Origin of the sequence: Gluconobacter sphaericus NBRC 12467, assembly GCF_006539125.1 — a bacterium.
Lineage (GTDB): Bacteria > Pseudomonadota > Alphaproteobacteria > Acetobacterales > Acetobacteraceae > Gluconobacter > Gluconobacter sphaericus.
Window position 1 is genome coordinate 69,106 of record NZ_BJMK01000006.1, and the last position, 15,154, is coordinate 84,259.

The 15,154-nt window shown below is 60.3% G+C and carries 12 protein-coding genes; 7 read left to right on the forward strand and 5 right to left on the reverse strand.

Annotated features, from left to right (window positions below):
- The first annotated feature begins 101 nt into the window (after nt 1–101).
- A complete protein-coding gene (gene ygfZ, locus GSP01_RS06165; protein WP_228123647.1) occupies nt 102–977 on the forward strand; it encodes a CAF17-like 4Fe-4S cluster assembly/insertion protein YgfZ in 876 nt (291 codons plus the stop codon).
- A complete protein-coding gene (gene hisI, locus GSP01_RS06170; RefSeq protein ID WP_141351797.1) occupies nt 974–1,384 on the forward strand; it encodes a phosphoribosyl-AMP cyclohydrolase in 411 nt (136 codons plus the stop codon). Before ygfZ ends, hisI begins: the two co-directional genes overlap by 4 nt.
- On the opposite strand, the gene GSP01_RS06175 is transcribed toward hisI, so the two are convergent.
- The 3 genes from GSP01_RS06175 to GSP01_RS06185 are packed head-to-tail and all read right to left on the reverse strand — an operon-like array spanning nt 1,372 to nt 4,099.
- On the reverse strand, nt 1,372–2,136 hold the full coding sequence (locus GSP01_RS06175; protein WP_141351799.1) for a ribonuclease T2 family protein: 765 nt from the start codon (nt 2,134–2,136) through the stop codon (nt 1,372–1,374). The two genes, hisI and GSP01_RS06175, sit on opposite strands and share 13 nt — an antisense overlap.
- Complete coding sequence (gene fghA, locus GSP01_RS06180; protein WP_141351801.1) at nt 2,133–2,981, reverse strand: S-formylglutathione hydrolase; 849 nt, start codon at nt 2,979–2,981, stop codon at nt 2,133–2,135. Before fghA ends, GSP01_RS06175 begins: the two co-directional genes overlap by 4 nt.
- A 2-nt stretch (nt 2,982–2,983) precedes the next feature.
- Nucleotides 2,984–4,099: an S-(hydroxymethyl)glutathione dehydrogenase/class III alcohol dehydrogenase gene (locus GSP01_RS06185; protein ID WP_141351803.1), complete on the reverse strand. Its 1,116-nt coding sequence runs from the start codon at nt 4,097–4,099 to the stop codon at nt 2,984–2,986.
- Between the two features lie 180 nt (nt 4,100–4,279).
- On the opposite strand from GSP01_RS06185, the gene GSP01_RS06190 reads away from it, so the two are divergent.
- The 5 genes from GSP01_RS06190 to GSP01_RS06210 all read left to right on the forward strand — a co-directional run bounded on the left by GSP01_RS06190 (nt 4,280) and on the right by GSP01_RS06210 (nt 8,818).
- On the forward strand, nt 4,280–5,155 hold the full coding sequence (locus GSP01_RS06190) for a bestrophin family protein (protein WP_141351805.1): 876 nt from the start codon (nt 4,280–4,282) through the stop codon (nt 5,153–5,155).
- Between the two features lie 76 nt (nt 5,156–5,231).
- Nucleotides 5,232–5,819 carry a CarD family transcriptional regulator gene (locus GSP01_RS06195; RefSeq protein ID WP_141351807.1) on the forward strand — a complete coding sequence of 196 codons (588 nt, stop codon included), beginning with the start codon at nt 5,232–5,234 and terminating at the stop codon, nt 5,817–5,819.
- A gap of 173 nt (nt 5,820–5,992) precedes the next feature.
- The gene (locus GSP01_RS06200) at nt 5,993–6,793 is read left to right on the forward strand and encodes an SDR family NAD(P)-dependent oxidoreductase (protein ID WP_141351809.1); all 801 of its coding nucleotides are present in this window, start codon (nt 5,993–5,995) and stop codon (nt 6,791–6,793) included.
- 6 nt (nt 6,794–6,799) lie between these two features.
- On the forward strand, nt 6,800–7,180 hold the full coding sequence (locus tag GSP01_RS06205; RefSeq protein ID WP_141351811.1) for a response regulator: 381 nt from the start codon (nt 6,800–6,802) through the stop codon (nt 7,178–7,180).
- Nucleotides 7,181–7,189: 9 nt separating this feature from the next.
- On the forward strand, nt 7,190–8,818 hold the full coding sequence (locus GSP01_RS06210) for a tetratricopeptide repeat protein (protein WP_141351813.1): 1,629 nt from the start codon (nt 7,190–7,192) through the stop codon (nt 8,816–8,818).
- A 3-nt stretch (nt 8,819–8,821) separates the two neighbouring features.
- Here GSP01_RS06210 and GSP01_RS06215 read toward each other — a convergent pair whose 3' ends face one another.
- Nucleotides 8,822–12,967, reverse strand: coding sequence for a translocation/assembly module TamB domain-containing protein (locus GSP01_RS06215; protein WP_141351815.1), 4,146 nt, complete (start codon nt 12,965–12,967; stop codon nt 8,822–8,824).
- Complete coding sequence (locus GSP01_RS06220; protein ID WP_167495481.1) at nt 12,967–15,117, reverse strand: autotransporter assembly complex protein TamA; 2,151 nt, start codon at nt 15,115–15,117, stop codon at nt 12,967–12,969. Before GSP01_RS06220 ends, GSP01_RS06215 begins: the two co-directional genes overlap by 1 nt.
- Nucleotides 15,118–15,154 lie beyond the last annotated feature (37 nt).

The window sequence follows — 15,154 nt, forward strand, 5'->3', positions numbered from 1 at the left end:
CGTCTGCACGTCCAAAGTTTACTGTTCCCACATAATCCAGTCAGAGATCTTCCGCGCACTCCATCCCGACGCAAAGATGGCGGGTGAAGGATTTGCCCGCTATGGTCAGGCGCTTTTCCAGCGGGGTAGTTTTGCTGGAAGCCGTCGGAACAGCGGTGTCTCACATGCACGAATATCTTCTTCACCGCGCCGTCCTGTCTTTTACGGGAGCGGACCGCGCCAGCTTTCTTCAGGGACTCATCACCAATGACGTCCAGGACCTGACGGACACGACAGCCGTCTGGAGCGCGTTACTCACACCGCAGGGACGCTGGCTGAGCGAATTCTTCCTGTATGCCACGCCTGATCGCATCCTGATGGACTGCCCGGCCGATCACACGGAGATGCTCACCAAGCGCCTCTCCCGCTTCCGTCTGCGCGCGGACGTGCAGATCGAGAGCACACCCTTTCAGGTCGTCACAGGCGCGGAAGGCTGCCAAATTCCGCAAAATATCCTCACAAGCGCCCCGGACCCGCGCTGCGACGGTGCAGGATGGCGAGCCATCGTGACCGAACCTGACCAAAGCGGCGAAACGGCTGCCGATTTTCTGGAACGTCGCCTGACGCTCGGCCTGCCAGACGTCATGGACTTCGAAAGCGAGCAGACACTGGCGCTCGAAGCCGACATGGACCTGCTACACGGCGTGTCTTGGAAAAAGGGCTGCTATATGGGGCAGGAGCTCACCGCGCGCACCCATTACCGCGGCCTCGTCAAACGCCGCCTTCTGCCCGTTACGCTGTCAGACGGTAAATTCCCGGACGAAGGCGGCGTCATCGTTTCCGGAGAGCGTGAAGTCGGTGACATCCGCTCCCGCAACGGCGATCGGGCGCTCGCGATGCTGCGACGTGACGCTTGGTCCGCATCGGATCTGACATGCAACGGGCAGCCGCTTTCTGTAGTCTGGCCCATTTGGTTTCCTGAGGAGATGCGTGCGTGAGCTATGTTCCCCCCACCCCGTCCATTATCGATGACATCATCGCGCAGGTGAAGTTCGATGCGAACGGCCTGATTTCCGCGATTGCGCAGGCACCGGATGGCGTGGTGCTGATGCTGGCCTGGATGAACGCAGACGCCCTGCGCGAGACGCTTCTGACGGGCCGAGTCTGCTACTGGTCGCGCAGTCGCCAAAAATTGTGGCGCAAGGGCGAGACCTCGGGCCAGCAGCAGAAACTCATCGAAGCGCGGCTGGACTGTGACATGGACGCCGTTCTCATGGTCGTCGACCAGACCGGCGTGGCCTGCCACACCGGGCGCCGGAGCTGTTTCTATCACGGAGTGACACCGGAGGGGCTGCGCGATACCGCACAGCCCGAAATCAGTGCCGAAGAACTTTACGGCCGCTGATCAGCCACAAACGGTGCAGTCCAGCCCGGCACGAGGAACGTAGCCGGGCAGCCGTTCTGGTCGTTGGGTGAGGACAGATAGGCGCCTTCATAGGGGAAACGCGACAGCTTCTTCGGATCCAGCGTGAACCAAAGCTGCGTCAGAACCATCTGCCCGTTATGGGCAGGTTCGCAACGGACCTGAAGAGCGCGGGTGTCCCCGACATTCATCAAACGCGCGAAAGTCGCCAGCATGTCATCACGCTTGACCTGAAATCCGGCCTGCTGCGACAGCCATAGCCCGAACGCCGAGGCTGCGAACCGATCCCGCATTTCCATGGATGTGACGAAAAAGCGGTCTGCATCATAGCCGAAGCAGCGGGCATGCTTGGTATATTCATGCATGTAAAGCGGCTTTTTCAGGTGCGGCACAACACCACGCAGCGCCTCGACGGTTGTCGGCAGGAGCTTCGGCGGCGTATCATTGTGATCATAGAGATCACAGCCTTTGGACCACCATTCCTGCACTGGCACGCCCTGTGCTTCCAGACTATGCGGCTCGGACGCCCAAAGTCCGTGCAGACCGATCGAGATACGATGCGTCTGGTCCCATTCACATCCTCCGCCCGTGGCACAGAAACCCGGCTGCCAGGTCAGGGCCAGCGTGTCATGCCGGAAATCGGTATGAGCCGTGGGCGTGATCGAAGGACCGGTCGGAGCCTGCGAGGCACATCCTCCCAGCAGGAAAAGAGCGGCAAGAACAGAACGCTTCACGCAGAAAGCCCTTTGGCATGGTGCGTCAGATGGTCCGCAATGAAACTCTGTATGAACCAGTAGGAATGGTCATACGCGGCATGTCGGCGCAGTTCGAGGGACTGTCCGCCTTCCTTTGCCGCGGCTTCGAGCGCATCGGGGCAGAGATCCGCCAGATACTGGTCCATCAGCCCCTGATCCACGAGAATGGTGGACGGATGGGTATGCTTCGAGCGCAGCAACAGCGTCGGGTCGCAACGCTGCCATTTCATCGGATCGCCGCCGAAATACGCATCAAACGCCTTCTGCCCCCAGGGCACGGTGCTGGGATGGCAGATTGGTGCGAAAGCCGAAACGGTTTTCCAGCGATCGGGATATTTCAGTGCCTGAAGCAGTGCCCCCATACCGCCCATGGAATGTCCCATGATGCCGCGACGACTGCCATCCAGCGGATAGAGTCGTTCTGTCAGCGAGGGTAGCTCCTCGCCGACATAGGTCTCCATCCGGTAGTGGTGGCTCCAGGGTTCGGACGTGGCGTCGATATAGAACCCGGCACCTGACCCCAGATCATAACTGTCATCCTCCCCCTTGATGCCTGTATGGCGCGGTGAGGTGTCCGGGGCGACGAGCGCGATGCCATGTTCGGCAGCAAAGCGGATCGCGTTAGCCTTGATAAGGAACGTCTCCTGCGTCGCGGTCAGCCCGGCCAGCAGATGAATAACCGGAACCTTTTGACCCGACAGGGCCTCTTTCGGCAGGAAGACCCCAAACGTTGCGGGAACACCGAGCGCCTGCGAGTTGTGCCGGACAAAACGCAGAGAGCCATCAAAACAGGCGTGATGCGCCAGAACCTCGATGTCGGACACGCTCAGTACTCCACGACGGTACGAATGCTCTCACCCCGGCTCATCATGTCGAAACCCAGATTGATGTCAGCGAGCTTGAGCTTGTGGGTAATGAGATCGTCGATGTCGATCCGGCCTTCCATGTACCAGTCCACGATCTGCGGCACATCGGTTCGCCCGCGCGCGCCACCAAATGCCGAGCCGATCCAGCGGCGTCCCGTCACAAGCTGGAACGGTCGCGTGCTGATTTCCTGCCCTGCCCCGGCCACACCGATAACGCAGGATACGCCCCAGCCACGATGCGCACTCTCCAGCGCCTGACGCATCAGGGTCGGATTGCCGACACACTCAAACGTGTAGTCCAGACCACCACCGGTCATCTCGATCAGATGCCCTACAAGGTCGCCATCCGGCCCCAGATCCTTCGGATTCACGAAATCCGTCATGCCGAACTTTCGGGCAATCGCCTCGCGCTCCGGATTGATGTCGATGCCGATAATCCGGTTGGCGCCGACCATCTTTGCACCCTGAATAACGTTGAGGCCAATGCCCCCGAGCCCGAAGACTCCAACCGTCGAGCCAGGCTCCACCTTGGCCGTGAACAGCACGGCGCCAATGCCGGTCGTCACGCCACAACCGATATAGCAGACCTTGTCGAACGGCGCGTCGGAGCGGATCTTGGCAAGTGCGATTTCCGGCAGCACTGTGAAATTCGCGAAGGTCGAACAGCCCATATAGTGATGGATCGGCTGACCTTTATAAGAGAATCGGGATGTGCCGTCTGGCATCAGGCCCTTGCCCTGAGTGCTGCGGATGGCCGTGCACAGATTGGTCTTGCGCGACAGGCAAGACGGACATTCCCGGCACTCCGGCGTATAGAGCGGAATGACATGATCACCGGGCTTAAGATGCTTTACCCCGGCCCCGACTTCTCGAACGATGCCCGCACCCTCATGCCCGAGAATGGCCGGAAACAGTCCCTCAGGGTCCTGTCCGGAGAGCGTGTACTTGTCGGTATGGCACAGACCGGTCGCCATGATCTCGACCAGTACTTCCCCGTCGCGGGGGCCTTCAAGCTGAACCGTGTCGATTTCCAGCGGTTTGCCGGCTTCGAACGCAATGGCGGCGATCACATCCATAACATCACTCTCCTCTGAAACAGTGCGGACAAGGTGTCGTATTAAACGGCATGGCGGCAAGAATGCACTGCAAAAGAAAGTAAAGTGACAGACACCCTTTGGTGTTGGCCAAAAACTGACTTCGCCGCTACGCTTCCACACGACTTCCCTGCACATCCCGTCATCCAAGGAGACAGCCATTTGATCGTCAATCGCCCACATGGACTGGCCATTCTTTTCCGGGAAGCCCTGCCCCCCCTGATCATCCTGACCCTGTGGGACTTCGTCGTGGTGGTACTGTTCCAGATCTTTCATCAGGACTGGATGGAACAACCGGCTCTTCCGATTTCCCTCATGGGCTCGGCGCTCGCGATCTTCCTGAGCATGCGCAACAACGCGGCCTATAACCGCTGGTGGGAAGGCCGGACCCTGTGGGGAGCGATCACCAACAACTGCCGTTCCTTCGGCCGCGAAGCCGCGACACTTCTGGGCGGGCGTCCGGATCTGGCCCGCGCCATGGCCGCCTATCCACATGTCCTGCGCGCGGCACTGAGGGGTGACGCACCCAACGAGGATACCAAAAGGCTCCTGACGCCTGAAATGTACGAGAAAGTTTTTTCCTGCTCGAACACGGCCAACATGCTGCTCTACCAGATCGGTCTGGGAGTGCGCGACGAAGTCGAACTCAAAGGAATCGACGGGGCAGTACACGGCACGGTGGACCGCATCCTGTCCGACATCGCCAACGCGCAGGGCGGGCTGGAGCGTATCAAAAACACTCCGCTTCCCGCGCAGTATTCCCTGCTGCCCGAAATCACAACGCATCTGTTCTGTATCATCCTGCCGCTTTCGGCCGTGCAGACGCTCGGCTGGATCACGCCGCTGGGCTCCAGCATCATCGGCATGCTGTTCCAGATGCTCGATCGCAGCGGACGCGATCTTCAGGAACCATTCACAAATAGTGTCCACGCCCTTCCCATGCTGACCATGGCCCGCACGATCGAGCGCGATCTTCTGCAACCGATCGGGGATCTCCCGCCCGCCCCCATACAGGCCATCCGCGGTGTTCAGCCCTGACAGATACAGAAGCCCACGCTTTTCCCCTTGCGATCAGACAAGACAGCAGGGGGTTTTTCTGCTATAAGCTGGGGCTATGAACACGTTCAAAAGCCCCCAGAAGGGCGGCATGACCGATGAAATGGCTCGTGTCGCAGCCAACAACACTGCCCGTCAGACTGATCCGGAACACAACGCGGACCCGTTCCGCGAAGGTGACTCCATTGTCTACGCCGCGCATGGCGTCGGACGCGTGGACAAGATCGGCATGGTCGAAGTCGCCGATACTGTCATCGAGATGATCCAGATCTCGTTCCCCGGCAACCAGATGACGCTGCGCATTCCGCTGGCCAAGGCCCGCAAAGCTGGCCTGCGCAAGATCGTCACGCGCGATATCGTCGATAAGGCGATGACCGTCATCAAGGGCAAGCCACATGTCAGCAAGGGCATGTGGGCCCGCCGCGCCGTGGCTTACCAGGAAAAGATCAACTCCGGTGACCTGATCCAGATTGCCGAAGTGCTGCGTGACCTGCGTCGCAACGTCGACAGCCTCGATGGCAGCTTCTCCGAACGCAAGCTGTTCGAAGCTGCGCAGGAGCGTTTCGTGGCCGAGGTCGCCGTTCTCGAAAATGCCGATCCCACACAGGTTCTCGAAAACCTGACCAAAACCATGAAGGCCGCCTGAATCGCGGTCAGGAGCGCAGTTTGAAAAAGCTGCACTTCTCTAATATGGATCAGGGTGTGGTTTTTTTCGCATCCCGGGCAGGGTCTTTCGCGTTGGCGACACGAAAGACCTTTTCCGTGACGCGTTTTCAGTCACCGTTTCAAACCTGCATTCCAGAGGAGAGGTGAGGCCACATGCCTGCCCCTTACAAAGACCGTTTCGCCGGCAAAAAAGTCCTCGTCACCGGGGCATCCCAGGGAATTGGCGAGGCCACTGCGCTTCGTTTTGCCGAAGAAGGCGCGCAGGTCGCCCTCAACGGCCGCAAAGAAGACAAGCTGATCGCCGTACGCGAAAAGCTGCCCAAAGTTTCTGGCGGAGAACACCCGATCGCCACGGGTGACATTTCCAAGGAAGACGACGTCAAACGTCTGGTCGCCGACAGCATCAAGGCCATGGGCGGTCTGGACGTTCTGGTCTGCAACGCAGGCTATCAGATCCCGTCCCCTTCCGAAGACATCAAGCTCGAAGATTTTGAAGGTGTAATGGCTGTCAACGTCACGGGCGTGATGCTGCCGTGCCGCGAAGTCATCCGCTACTGGCTGGAGAATGGCATCAAGGGCACGATCATCGTGAACTCCTCTGTTCACCAGATCATCCCCAAGCCGCATTATCTGGGCTATTCTGCCTCCAAAGGTGCGGTCGGCAACATCGTCCGGACACTGGCGCTGGAATATGCCGGTCGTGGTATCCGGGTGAATGCCGTGGCACCAGGCGCCATCGTAACGCCGATCAACATGTCGTGGATCAACGATCCAGAGCAATACAAGGCCGTTTCAAGCCATATCCCGATGAAGCGTCCTGGTGAAAGCCGCGAAATCGCGGACGCCATCACCTTCCTTGCCGCCGAAGACAGCACCTACATCACGGGCCAGACCCTGTATGTCGACGGTGGCCTGACCCTCTACGGCGACTTCGAAAAGAACTGGTCCTCGTAAACTTATATGGCCCCTTCCCTTACCGTTCTGCTGATCGAGGACGATTTCCTCATCCGGACCTGCCTGGCAGAGTTCCTGCTCGACAGCGGCCTGACGGTCAGGGAAGCGGACAACTGTGCCGAAGCCCGCGCCATCATAGGCGCGGAGCCGACGCTTGATGCCCTCGTGGCGGATATGTCTCTCCCGGACGGAGATGGCATGACCCTCGTCCAACCGGCCCGTGACCGCTGGCCCGATCTTCCAGTCATCTATATCAGCGGTCATGGCGACCTGCGGCGTGACGAGACCTCCGGCGATCCCGCACGGGACCGTTTCATCTCCAAGCCTTATACGCTAGCAAGCATTCTGGAGGTCCTTCTGGAAATGACATCAGCGGCCTCGGACTAGGAGATCCGTATGTCTGCCAGTCTGGACAGACCAGCCCCTGATGATCCGGCTCTACCCCACGAAGAAGAGCAACTTACATCAGACAGCCGTCTGGCCCGGGCACAGAATGCTCTCGTCCGCCGCAACCCCGAAGAAGCGCTGACCATCGCAGACGCCTTCGCGCACGATACGACTGAAATCCCGGCTCTGCATTACGTCAGGGCCCGCGCCTTGTTTCACCTTCACCGCTACGCCGAATGTGCAGAAGAGCTCGAAAAAGCCAGCGCCAATGTCGGCCCGCATGCCATTGTGCTGCTGCTGGACGAAGCCGTCTCCGTACGCCGGCGGGACGACCTGCTGCCGCTGCTGGAAATCTGCCGTAGGCGCAAACCCGATGATGCCCGGCTGATGGATGCCGAGGCGACGGTGCTGATCCAGCTCGCACGCTTCGACGAGGCAGAACTCCTGCTGCGCCAGAGTTTGCACCGCCGCCCCGGTAACCGCAACACGCTCAACCTGCTCGCCCTTCTCCTGACGGAAACAGGCCGTTTCGAGGGTGCGCTCGCGATCATGAATGACCTGCGCGTGAGCGATCCGCAGGACTGGGAACCGATCTGCAACATGGCCTGCATCCTCAGCAGCCTAGGGCGGATGGAAGAAGCGGCCAATCTGTACCGGCAGGCGGTCCCGATGGCGCCGAGAGACCCGCGTCTGCGTCTGAACCACTCCATTACCATGCTCAAAAGCGGACGCATGGCACAGGGCTGGGCAGAACATGAATGGCGTTTCGGGCTGCCGGGGCATACCAGCATGCCGCTGGATCGGCTCCTGCCAAACATTTCCCCATCGCTGGATCTCAGGGGAAAACGCGTTCTCATCACGCAGGAGGAGGGTCTCGGCGATACGCTGATGTATCTGCGCTACATCCCGCCCCTCGCCCGTACGGGCGCCATCGTCCATATCTGGGGCACCGAGACACTGGCGGCAATCTGCGAACGTGTCGTCGGGGTGGCGGAAGTTCAGTTTGGCGGTGAAACACCGGAATATGACTATCACTGCCCGTTTATCAGCCTGCCCCGCGCCTTTTCCGGAACGTCGGACGCAATGGGCGCGCCCGTTCCCTATCTCAGCGCGGACCGCCGGAAGGCGGAGATGTGGCGTCAGCGTCTGCAGGATGATCATAAGCTACGTGTAGGTCTGGTCTGGGCTGGCGCAGCACGGCCTGAGGATACGGCGGCGCTCATGGTGGACCGCCAACGTTCCATGCCGCTTTCCACCCTTACCCCTTTGGCCAACATTGAGGGCGCGAGCTTCTATTCCCTGCAGAAAGACCGCCCGGCAGAACAGATTCCCGATTTTCCGGGCAAACTGATCAATTTCATGCCTGAATGTCACACAATGGACGACACCGCAGCGCTGATGGTGAACCTGGACATCATCGTCTCGGTGGATACGTCAGCCGTTCATCTTGCGGGGGGGCTGGGCAAGCCAGTCATCATGATGGACCGAGTCAATAACTGCTGGCGCTGGCTGCATGGTCGTGAGGACACCCCTTGGTATCCTCAGATGACGATCATCCGTCAGACCCATTTTGCGGACTGGTCGGACGTCGTAGAACGCGTAAAACGGCGCCTCGAAGACGCCGTTGCAGCACATTAAAGCTCAGTAACTGTAGCCGTAGGACAGACCAATACTCGATCCCGGATCATTTTCCGGCGTGGTGAAGCCCGTGACCTGACCGCCGGTGCCGACCGTAGTGTTGAGCTTCAGCCGTTTCGTCAGATCGATTTGCACCTGCGCCTGCGTTCCGGAGCCGGATGTCGCCTGCTTGGCGCCGACATAGACACCTTTCATCACGTATTTTCCGGCCTCGACACTGGTGCCGCCATTGTCCACACCGCTGCCACCACCCACGGCCAGACGATCCAGCCCCAAGAGATTACGGACCTTGCTCAACGGATCAAAGGACGAGCCGCCCGCAAGCTGGACAACGGCCGCGCCTAACTCAGCGAGCTGCGTCGTGGAGAGCGAATGGCTGTCGGTGCCGAACAACAGGATAGACAGGACCTGATCACGCGGCAGGCTTGGCGTAGAAACAAAGTCTATCTTCGGTTCGCTGGCATAACCCGTCACCAGAAGGCTCGCGAGCGTGCCGCTGGCGTTGCGGTCGGCGCGGAAATCCAGCGTCGGATCAAGCTTGTGGTTCACGCCAGATCCATTGAACGCCACGCGTCCATTGGTGAAGTTGAGGTTGATCGCACCCAGGTTGAAATTACCTCGCTTGAGATCAAAGCCACCACTGACCGCAGGTTCCGCGCTCGTACCCCGAACGCGTAGACGGCCCTGCATTTCCGCGAAGATGCCATGACCGCGTACAAAGAATTCACCTGGCGAAATCACATCCACGCCCAGCCCGATAATCAGGCTCGAGCTAGAACTGGACGGCGGCTTCTGCCCCGGACGAATGACATCGAGTTGCGGGACAGAGGCCGGCATGGAGTCCGGAATATTGATCGCGGCATTGGGAATATTGACTTTCCCGTCCACATCCAGCCGCGTCGTGGCCTGCCCGTGGATATGCAGATCGGTGTTGACCGTCGCGGTCAACAAGTCACTTGAAACCGGCCGCGCCTTTTCGGACGTGATGTGCAGATCGACCGGAAGATCAGGCCGGAAGGCTCCGACTGTTCCTTCCAGCACAATCGTTCCCGGGCCTGCATGGGCAACGATATGATTGACGGCAATGCTGTCCCCGGAAGCGACAAGTGCGCCATCGATGTGATTAAGATGCACGCCCTGAGCGTAGTGATCGAAGGAAGCGTTTTCCAGCGTCACCTGCCCCGTCGCCCGTGGCTGCGCGGCCGTTCCGGCGACATTGAGGTTGATGCCGACCTTGCCGGCCACTCCCATGCCACTGGCCCCGAGGACGGCATTGCCCACGGACAGATCAACATGTCCCGTGGTCGCAAGCGCCATTGCTCCCGTGCTGGAAAGCGGCGCAGTGCCGCGCACGGCCAGGGCGACGGACGGACCGGCGCCCAGAGTTGCATCAATCTTCGCGGAGCTGCCGGCGAGACCCACATTGGCCAAAATCTGCGCAGCCGGAAGGGACGCCGCAGGGCCGGTCCGCATCCGCAGATCACGCCCGGTCAGCGAGACTGTGCCTGTCGGCGCGGCCAGCGTTCCGCCGAGTTTGGCATTCAGCGAGATTGCGCCCGTCGCTGACAGATCCGGCGCAAAAGGTTTGGCGATCGCAGGTGTAATGTGATCCAGACGCGCCGTAAGCGCGAGAGCCGGTTTCAGCGTTCCCGCCACATCGATCGTAGCAGGCGCGACACCCTGCGGGGCCACCGTTGCCAGAAGATGATCCACCCCCATCGTCTTGCCGAAAGAGACCACGGCCGGACGGCTCAGACGCAGGCTCTCGCCCTTTGCCAGAGCTGTCAGTTGTCCGAGGCGGACCGTCTTTTCGGGCACGTTCAGCACAAGGGCTGTCTCAATATTTGCCGGGGCGTCCATCACGTTCTGGAAAGCCGCGTTCAGCGCAATGGCCATCGCGGTTTGCGGCCCCTTAATCGTGGCATGCGCCTTGCCGGTCATAGCCTGATAGCGCATTCCGACCAGATCAAGGACCAGCGCGGGTTCGGGCGCATCGATCGGATTAGTGATGGTGCCGTTGACCTTCAGGGACTGGACAGCGGCCTGCGCCATCGACAGCATTCCGTCCAATCCAAGCTTCACGACAGGCGGTGCATTTTCAGCTTCCGTCGTGTGCAGACCCAGCGTCAGGTGACCTGAAATCGCCTGCCCGATCAGGCGCTGGAAATCGCCCAGATTGCGGATCGAGACGTCCAGATCTCCGAGCGGAACTTTTGCCCCTTTGGGCAGGCGCAACTTGCCCTTCCCGGTCAGGCTGTTCCAGTCCAGCGTGTTGAGATCCAGATGATACGCGCCCGCATCATCCTGCTGAAATGCCGTATCAAGCACGAGTGGCGCGTGATCCAGGGTGCCTTTGGCCGTCAGCGTCCCATCCGGATGAGAAGGCAGATGCTGGAAGTCCGCATGCAGCTCCACAGGCCCTTTCGCGACTTCTTTCGTGCCGAAATCACCGTTCAGCTCGACCTTGACCGCCAGATCATCCGTCGGGCCATCGGCCGTGGCCGTCAACGTCGTATTGCCGAGAATGGCAGGGCTGGCTTTGGCAAGATCGGGCAGTTGGACGGTAGCCTTCGTCTGCATCCGGTTGCCATGCGCCATATCGATCACGGATGATACCAGCACATGCAGAGCCGCGCCATCCAGTCCGAAGCTTTTCAACGTCAGGACATTGGCAGTGGATTTCGTCAGATCGAGCGAGAACGTGCCGCCCTTGCCGATCAGGTTCACGGCCTGGGCCTGACCGCCCGTGATCGCAAGCGTCCCCGTGCTTTTCAGCGTCAGATCGTCCTGTTTCGTGACCGGCATGGCAAAATCGGCATGCAATCCGGCGCTGCCTTTGATGTCCGTGCTGCCTATCGCCGCCAGCGGATGCAGATCCGGCAGGTCGAGATCCAGATGACCTTTCGCAGCAGGTTTCAGGTCCGCCGTGCCCGAAGCATGGAGCAATGGATGATCCAGCTTTGCCACGATTGGCACAGACGGCGCCAGCGGGTGCGCCAGAACATCCAGCGTCAGAGGAGCGGCGGCCAGAAGCGTGGGCTGGGAGCCCGGGATTCTCAGCCCGTCCAGAGAAGCGGTAAGATGGCCTGTCGCATTATCAGGCTGATCGCTCTCGATGCCCTCGAACTGTGCATGCAAATGCCCGATTCCGGCACCCGCCGCGCTCAGGGAGTCGATATCCAGAGCGCCCTGCCCGTTCGGCGCCATCAGCGGCCCATGCAGATCCGTGTCCAGCGCGATGGCATTCCATGCAATGCCGGGGCGTAACGTCATGGAAGGCGCGTTGGCCTTCAGATGCAGGTTCCCGACACGCGTCAACAGATTCATCGTACCAGTGGCTGAGGCCTTGATGGGGCCTGCGTCCAGTCCGAAATCCAGCACGGACGCCGTGCGCGGCCCGTTGAGGTTCAGGTGCAAATCCAGCGGGTCGAGCTGCGGCATCTGACCCAACGTCGTGGCAAAGCCGTTGGCACCTTCCTGAAACCGAATCCCGACTGCAATGCGTTTCTTCGGCGTCTGGACGTTCAGTGTCAGGCTGCCCGGTTGATCGAGCCGCTTCAACGCCAATGCCGCATCCATGACCGGCAACGTCTTCACCGTCACGCCATCCAGAAACGGTGCGATGCTGTAGATATGGGCGTGACCGTCCAGCGAGAAAGCCGTCGGCGTGACGGTATAGTCCGGCCCGACCTCCAGCCGCCCGACATGCAGGGACGCCAGATCGACGCGCAGATGCAGCTTAGACGGTGCCGTGCTGGTCGTCGTGGACTTTACAGGCGTCGTATCCGGAGCGGCGACCATTTTGCGCAAAACGGCGATCCGCGAGGCGCTCAGATTGGTGATCTTCGCATCCAGATGCAGCAGCGACAGCGGCGACCATTTCAGATCGGCATTATCCAGTTCGATCCAGGGGCCTTTCGTATCCTTGATAAGTAGTTTCGTCACCGCCAGATGATGCGGCAGGAAGCCCGAAAGGCCGGAAATTTCGACCATGCCTCCCGTCAGCGGGCCGATCTTGCGCTCAATCAGACGCTGTCCCGGCGAGATGTTGATCCCGACCAGAACTCCCGTAACAGCCACAGCCACAAGCCCCACAGGCACGATGACCAGACCGGCCGCGACACGGAGAAGAATCCTGCGAACACGCATCAGAATGTCTCCCCGAGGCCGAAATACAGTTCCCATTTATCGCCGTAAGCCGGGCGGTTCATCGGTAGCGCCACATCCACGCGGATTGGCCCGATCGGCGTGAAATAGCGCACGCCTCCGCCATAGCCGACACGCAGCGTGCCCTGCCCCGGTCGCGATCCCGTACCAACCTGACCGGCATCCACGAACCCGGCAAAACCTAGATTCATCGGCAGGCGCTGGCGGAATTCGACACTGCCTGCATCCATGGACGTGCCGCCGATACCGTATTTCGTCTTGCCATATTGAGGCCCCACACCCTGATAACGGAATCCGCGCACGGTCGCGGGGCCACCGGCATACAGACGCTGGTCAGGCGGGATCTGATAGGTGGACGCGCCCTGCACCGAGCCTACGATGCCACGCACGGCAATCACGCTGCGTCCGGGACGCGAAATACCAAGATGCTTCAGATCGAAATAGGTCGAGACCTGAGCCGAAAGCAGCGTGAAGAACGACGATCCGTTTTCAAGAGATTCCGATGGCGTCACCGAAAGCGAGGCGCGGACGCCATGCGTCGCCGGGTCGATCGGGTTGGAGAGCTGGGTGTTGTCGAACGTGGCGTTCAAGGGGGCGGCGATAATGAAGTAGCTCCGCGTATCGCCGAACTGCTTAATCTGTTCCTGTTCGCCCATCACGCCACCCGAGACGTTCCAGTATTTTCCGACATGGCGGTTCAGTCCGGCACGGCCGATAATGGCGGTCTGATGATAGGAATAAAGAAGCTGGCGGATACCTTCGAGACGCACGCTCAGGTTCTGCCCCTTCGAGAGGAAATCCGGCTTCATGAAATCCGCATAGACGTCATAACCCAGTCCCTGCTGGGCGGAGCCGCCAAGCCCCGTGACCAAAGCTGTCAGGCGCAGTTGTTCGGCATTACCAAGCAGGTTGTGATGCGTCCAGCTCACACCCACACGCCCACCGAGATCGGTTGAGTACCCGACCTGCGCCGAGAGTGTACGCCGCTTGGCCTCCTTGAACCCGAATTCGATCGGCATGGCCTGAAGGATTCCGGGCATGAGGGTGCGCGAGGGCGGCAATGTGATGATCGGCGGAGTATTGCGGACCTGAACAGACGCGAAAACACCCGTGCTGGCCAGATCCTGGCGCGCAGCCTCGATCCGGGAGGGGCGGTAAAGCTCACCTTCCCTCAATTCCAGCCGGTTCATGAGGTAGCGCTGTTTGGTATGCACCAGCCCGGTCATGCTGATAGGACCGATCACGACCTTTGGCCCACGGCTCACCCGGAACACAATATCCAGCGTATGCGTCTGGGGCTTCAAATAGGCCAGAGGGGGCGAGACACTCGCCGTAGCGTATCCTTCTTCCTGAAGCTGGTTGAGCAGGCTGTTCTGTGCGGCCAGGACGTCCGCCGCCACGGCAGGTTGCCCCGAAGACAGGCCGAATGCCTTGCGCTCTTCGGGCGAAAGGCTGATCGGCTGGGCCTGGGCGATCGCCTGCTCCGAGGTCGCCGCTCCCGCTGCAGCGGGCGGTGGGGTCGGGACGGATTTTCCGTCAGAAGGCCTTCTCCCCAAGGGGGTTTGGGCGGATGTCTTCGCAACAGGTGTCTTAGCAGCCGAATCCTTCACGGCGGGCGCCGTCGCCGTCGGTGCTGGAACGGCTGCGGTGGGGGCTTGCTGTGGCGGCGTGGTCAGCACTACGTTTCCCAGACTGAACCTCGGCCCGAGCGTGGCCGAAATCGTGATCGCGACCTTCTGGTTCTTGCCAAGCGCCTTGAGAATATCCGGCAGGGACGGATCCTTACCATCCACGGTCCGGGCGCCCGCCTTGACGCTGATTTTCACCGATCCCGCATAATATCCCTGCGATTCAAGGGCGCTGTTGACGCGATCATAATCACTGCGTATCCGCCCGGCGAGCGCATAGGCTCCGACGGTGTGGGATGTCTGAAGGGATTTGAGCTGCGAGGATGCAGCGATCGCTGCGTCCAGATCCGCCTGTTTCGTCGGTGTCAGCGTCACGTCATAGGGGATGGCAGGATCGGACGTGCCATCCGTCACCGGCTTTGCATTTGCAGCCGCTTTTGACGCCTTCGCCTCTGCCGGTAGAGGCACGCAGAACACCGTCACGATGCCCAGGATACAGGACATCGAAACAACTGAAAAAGAAACGAGGCTGCGGCCTGAC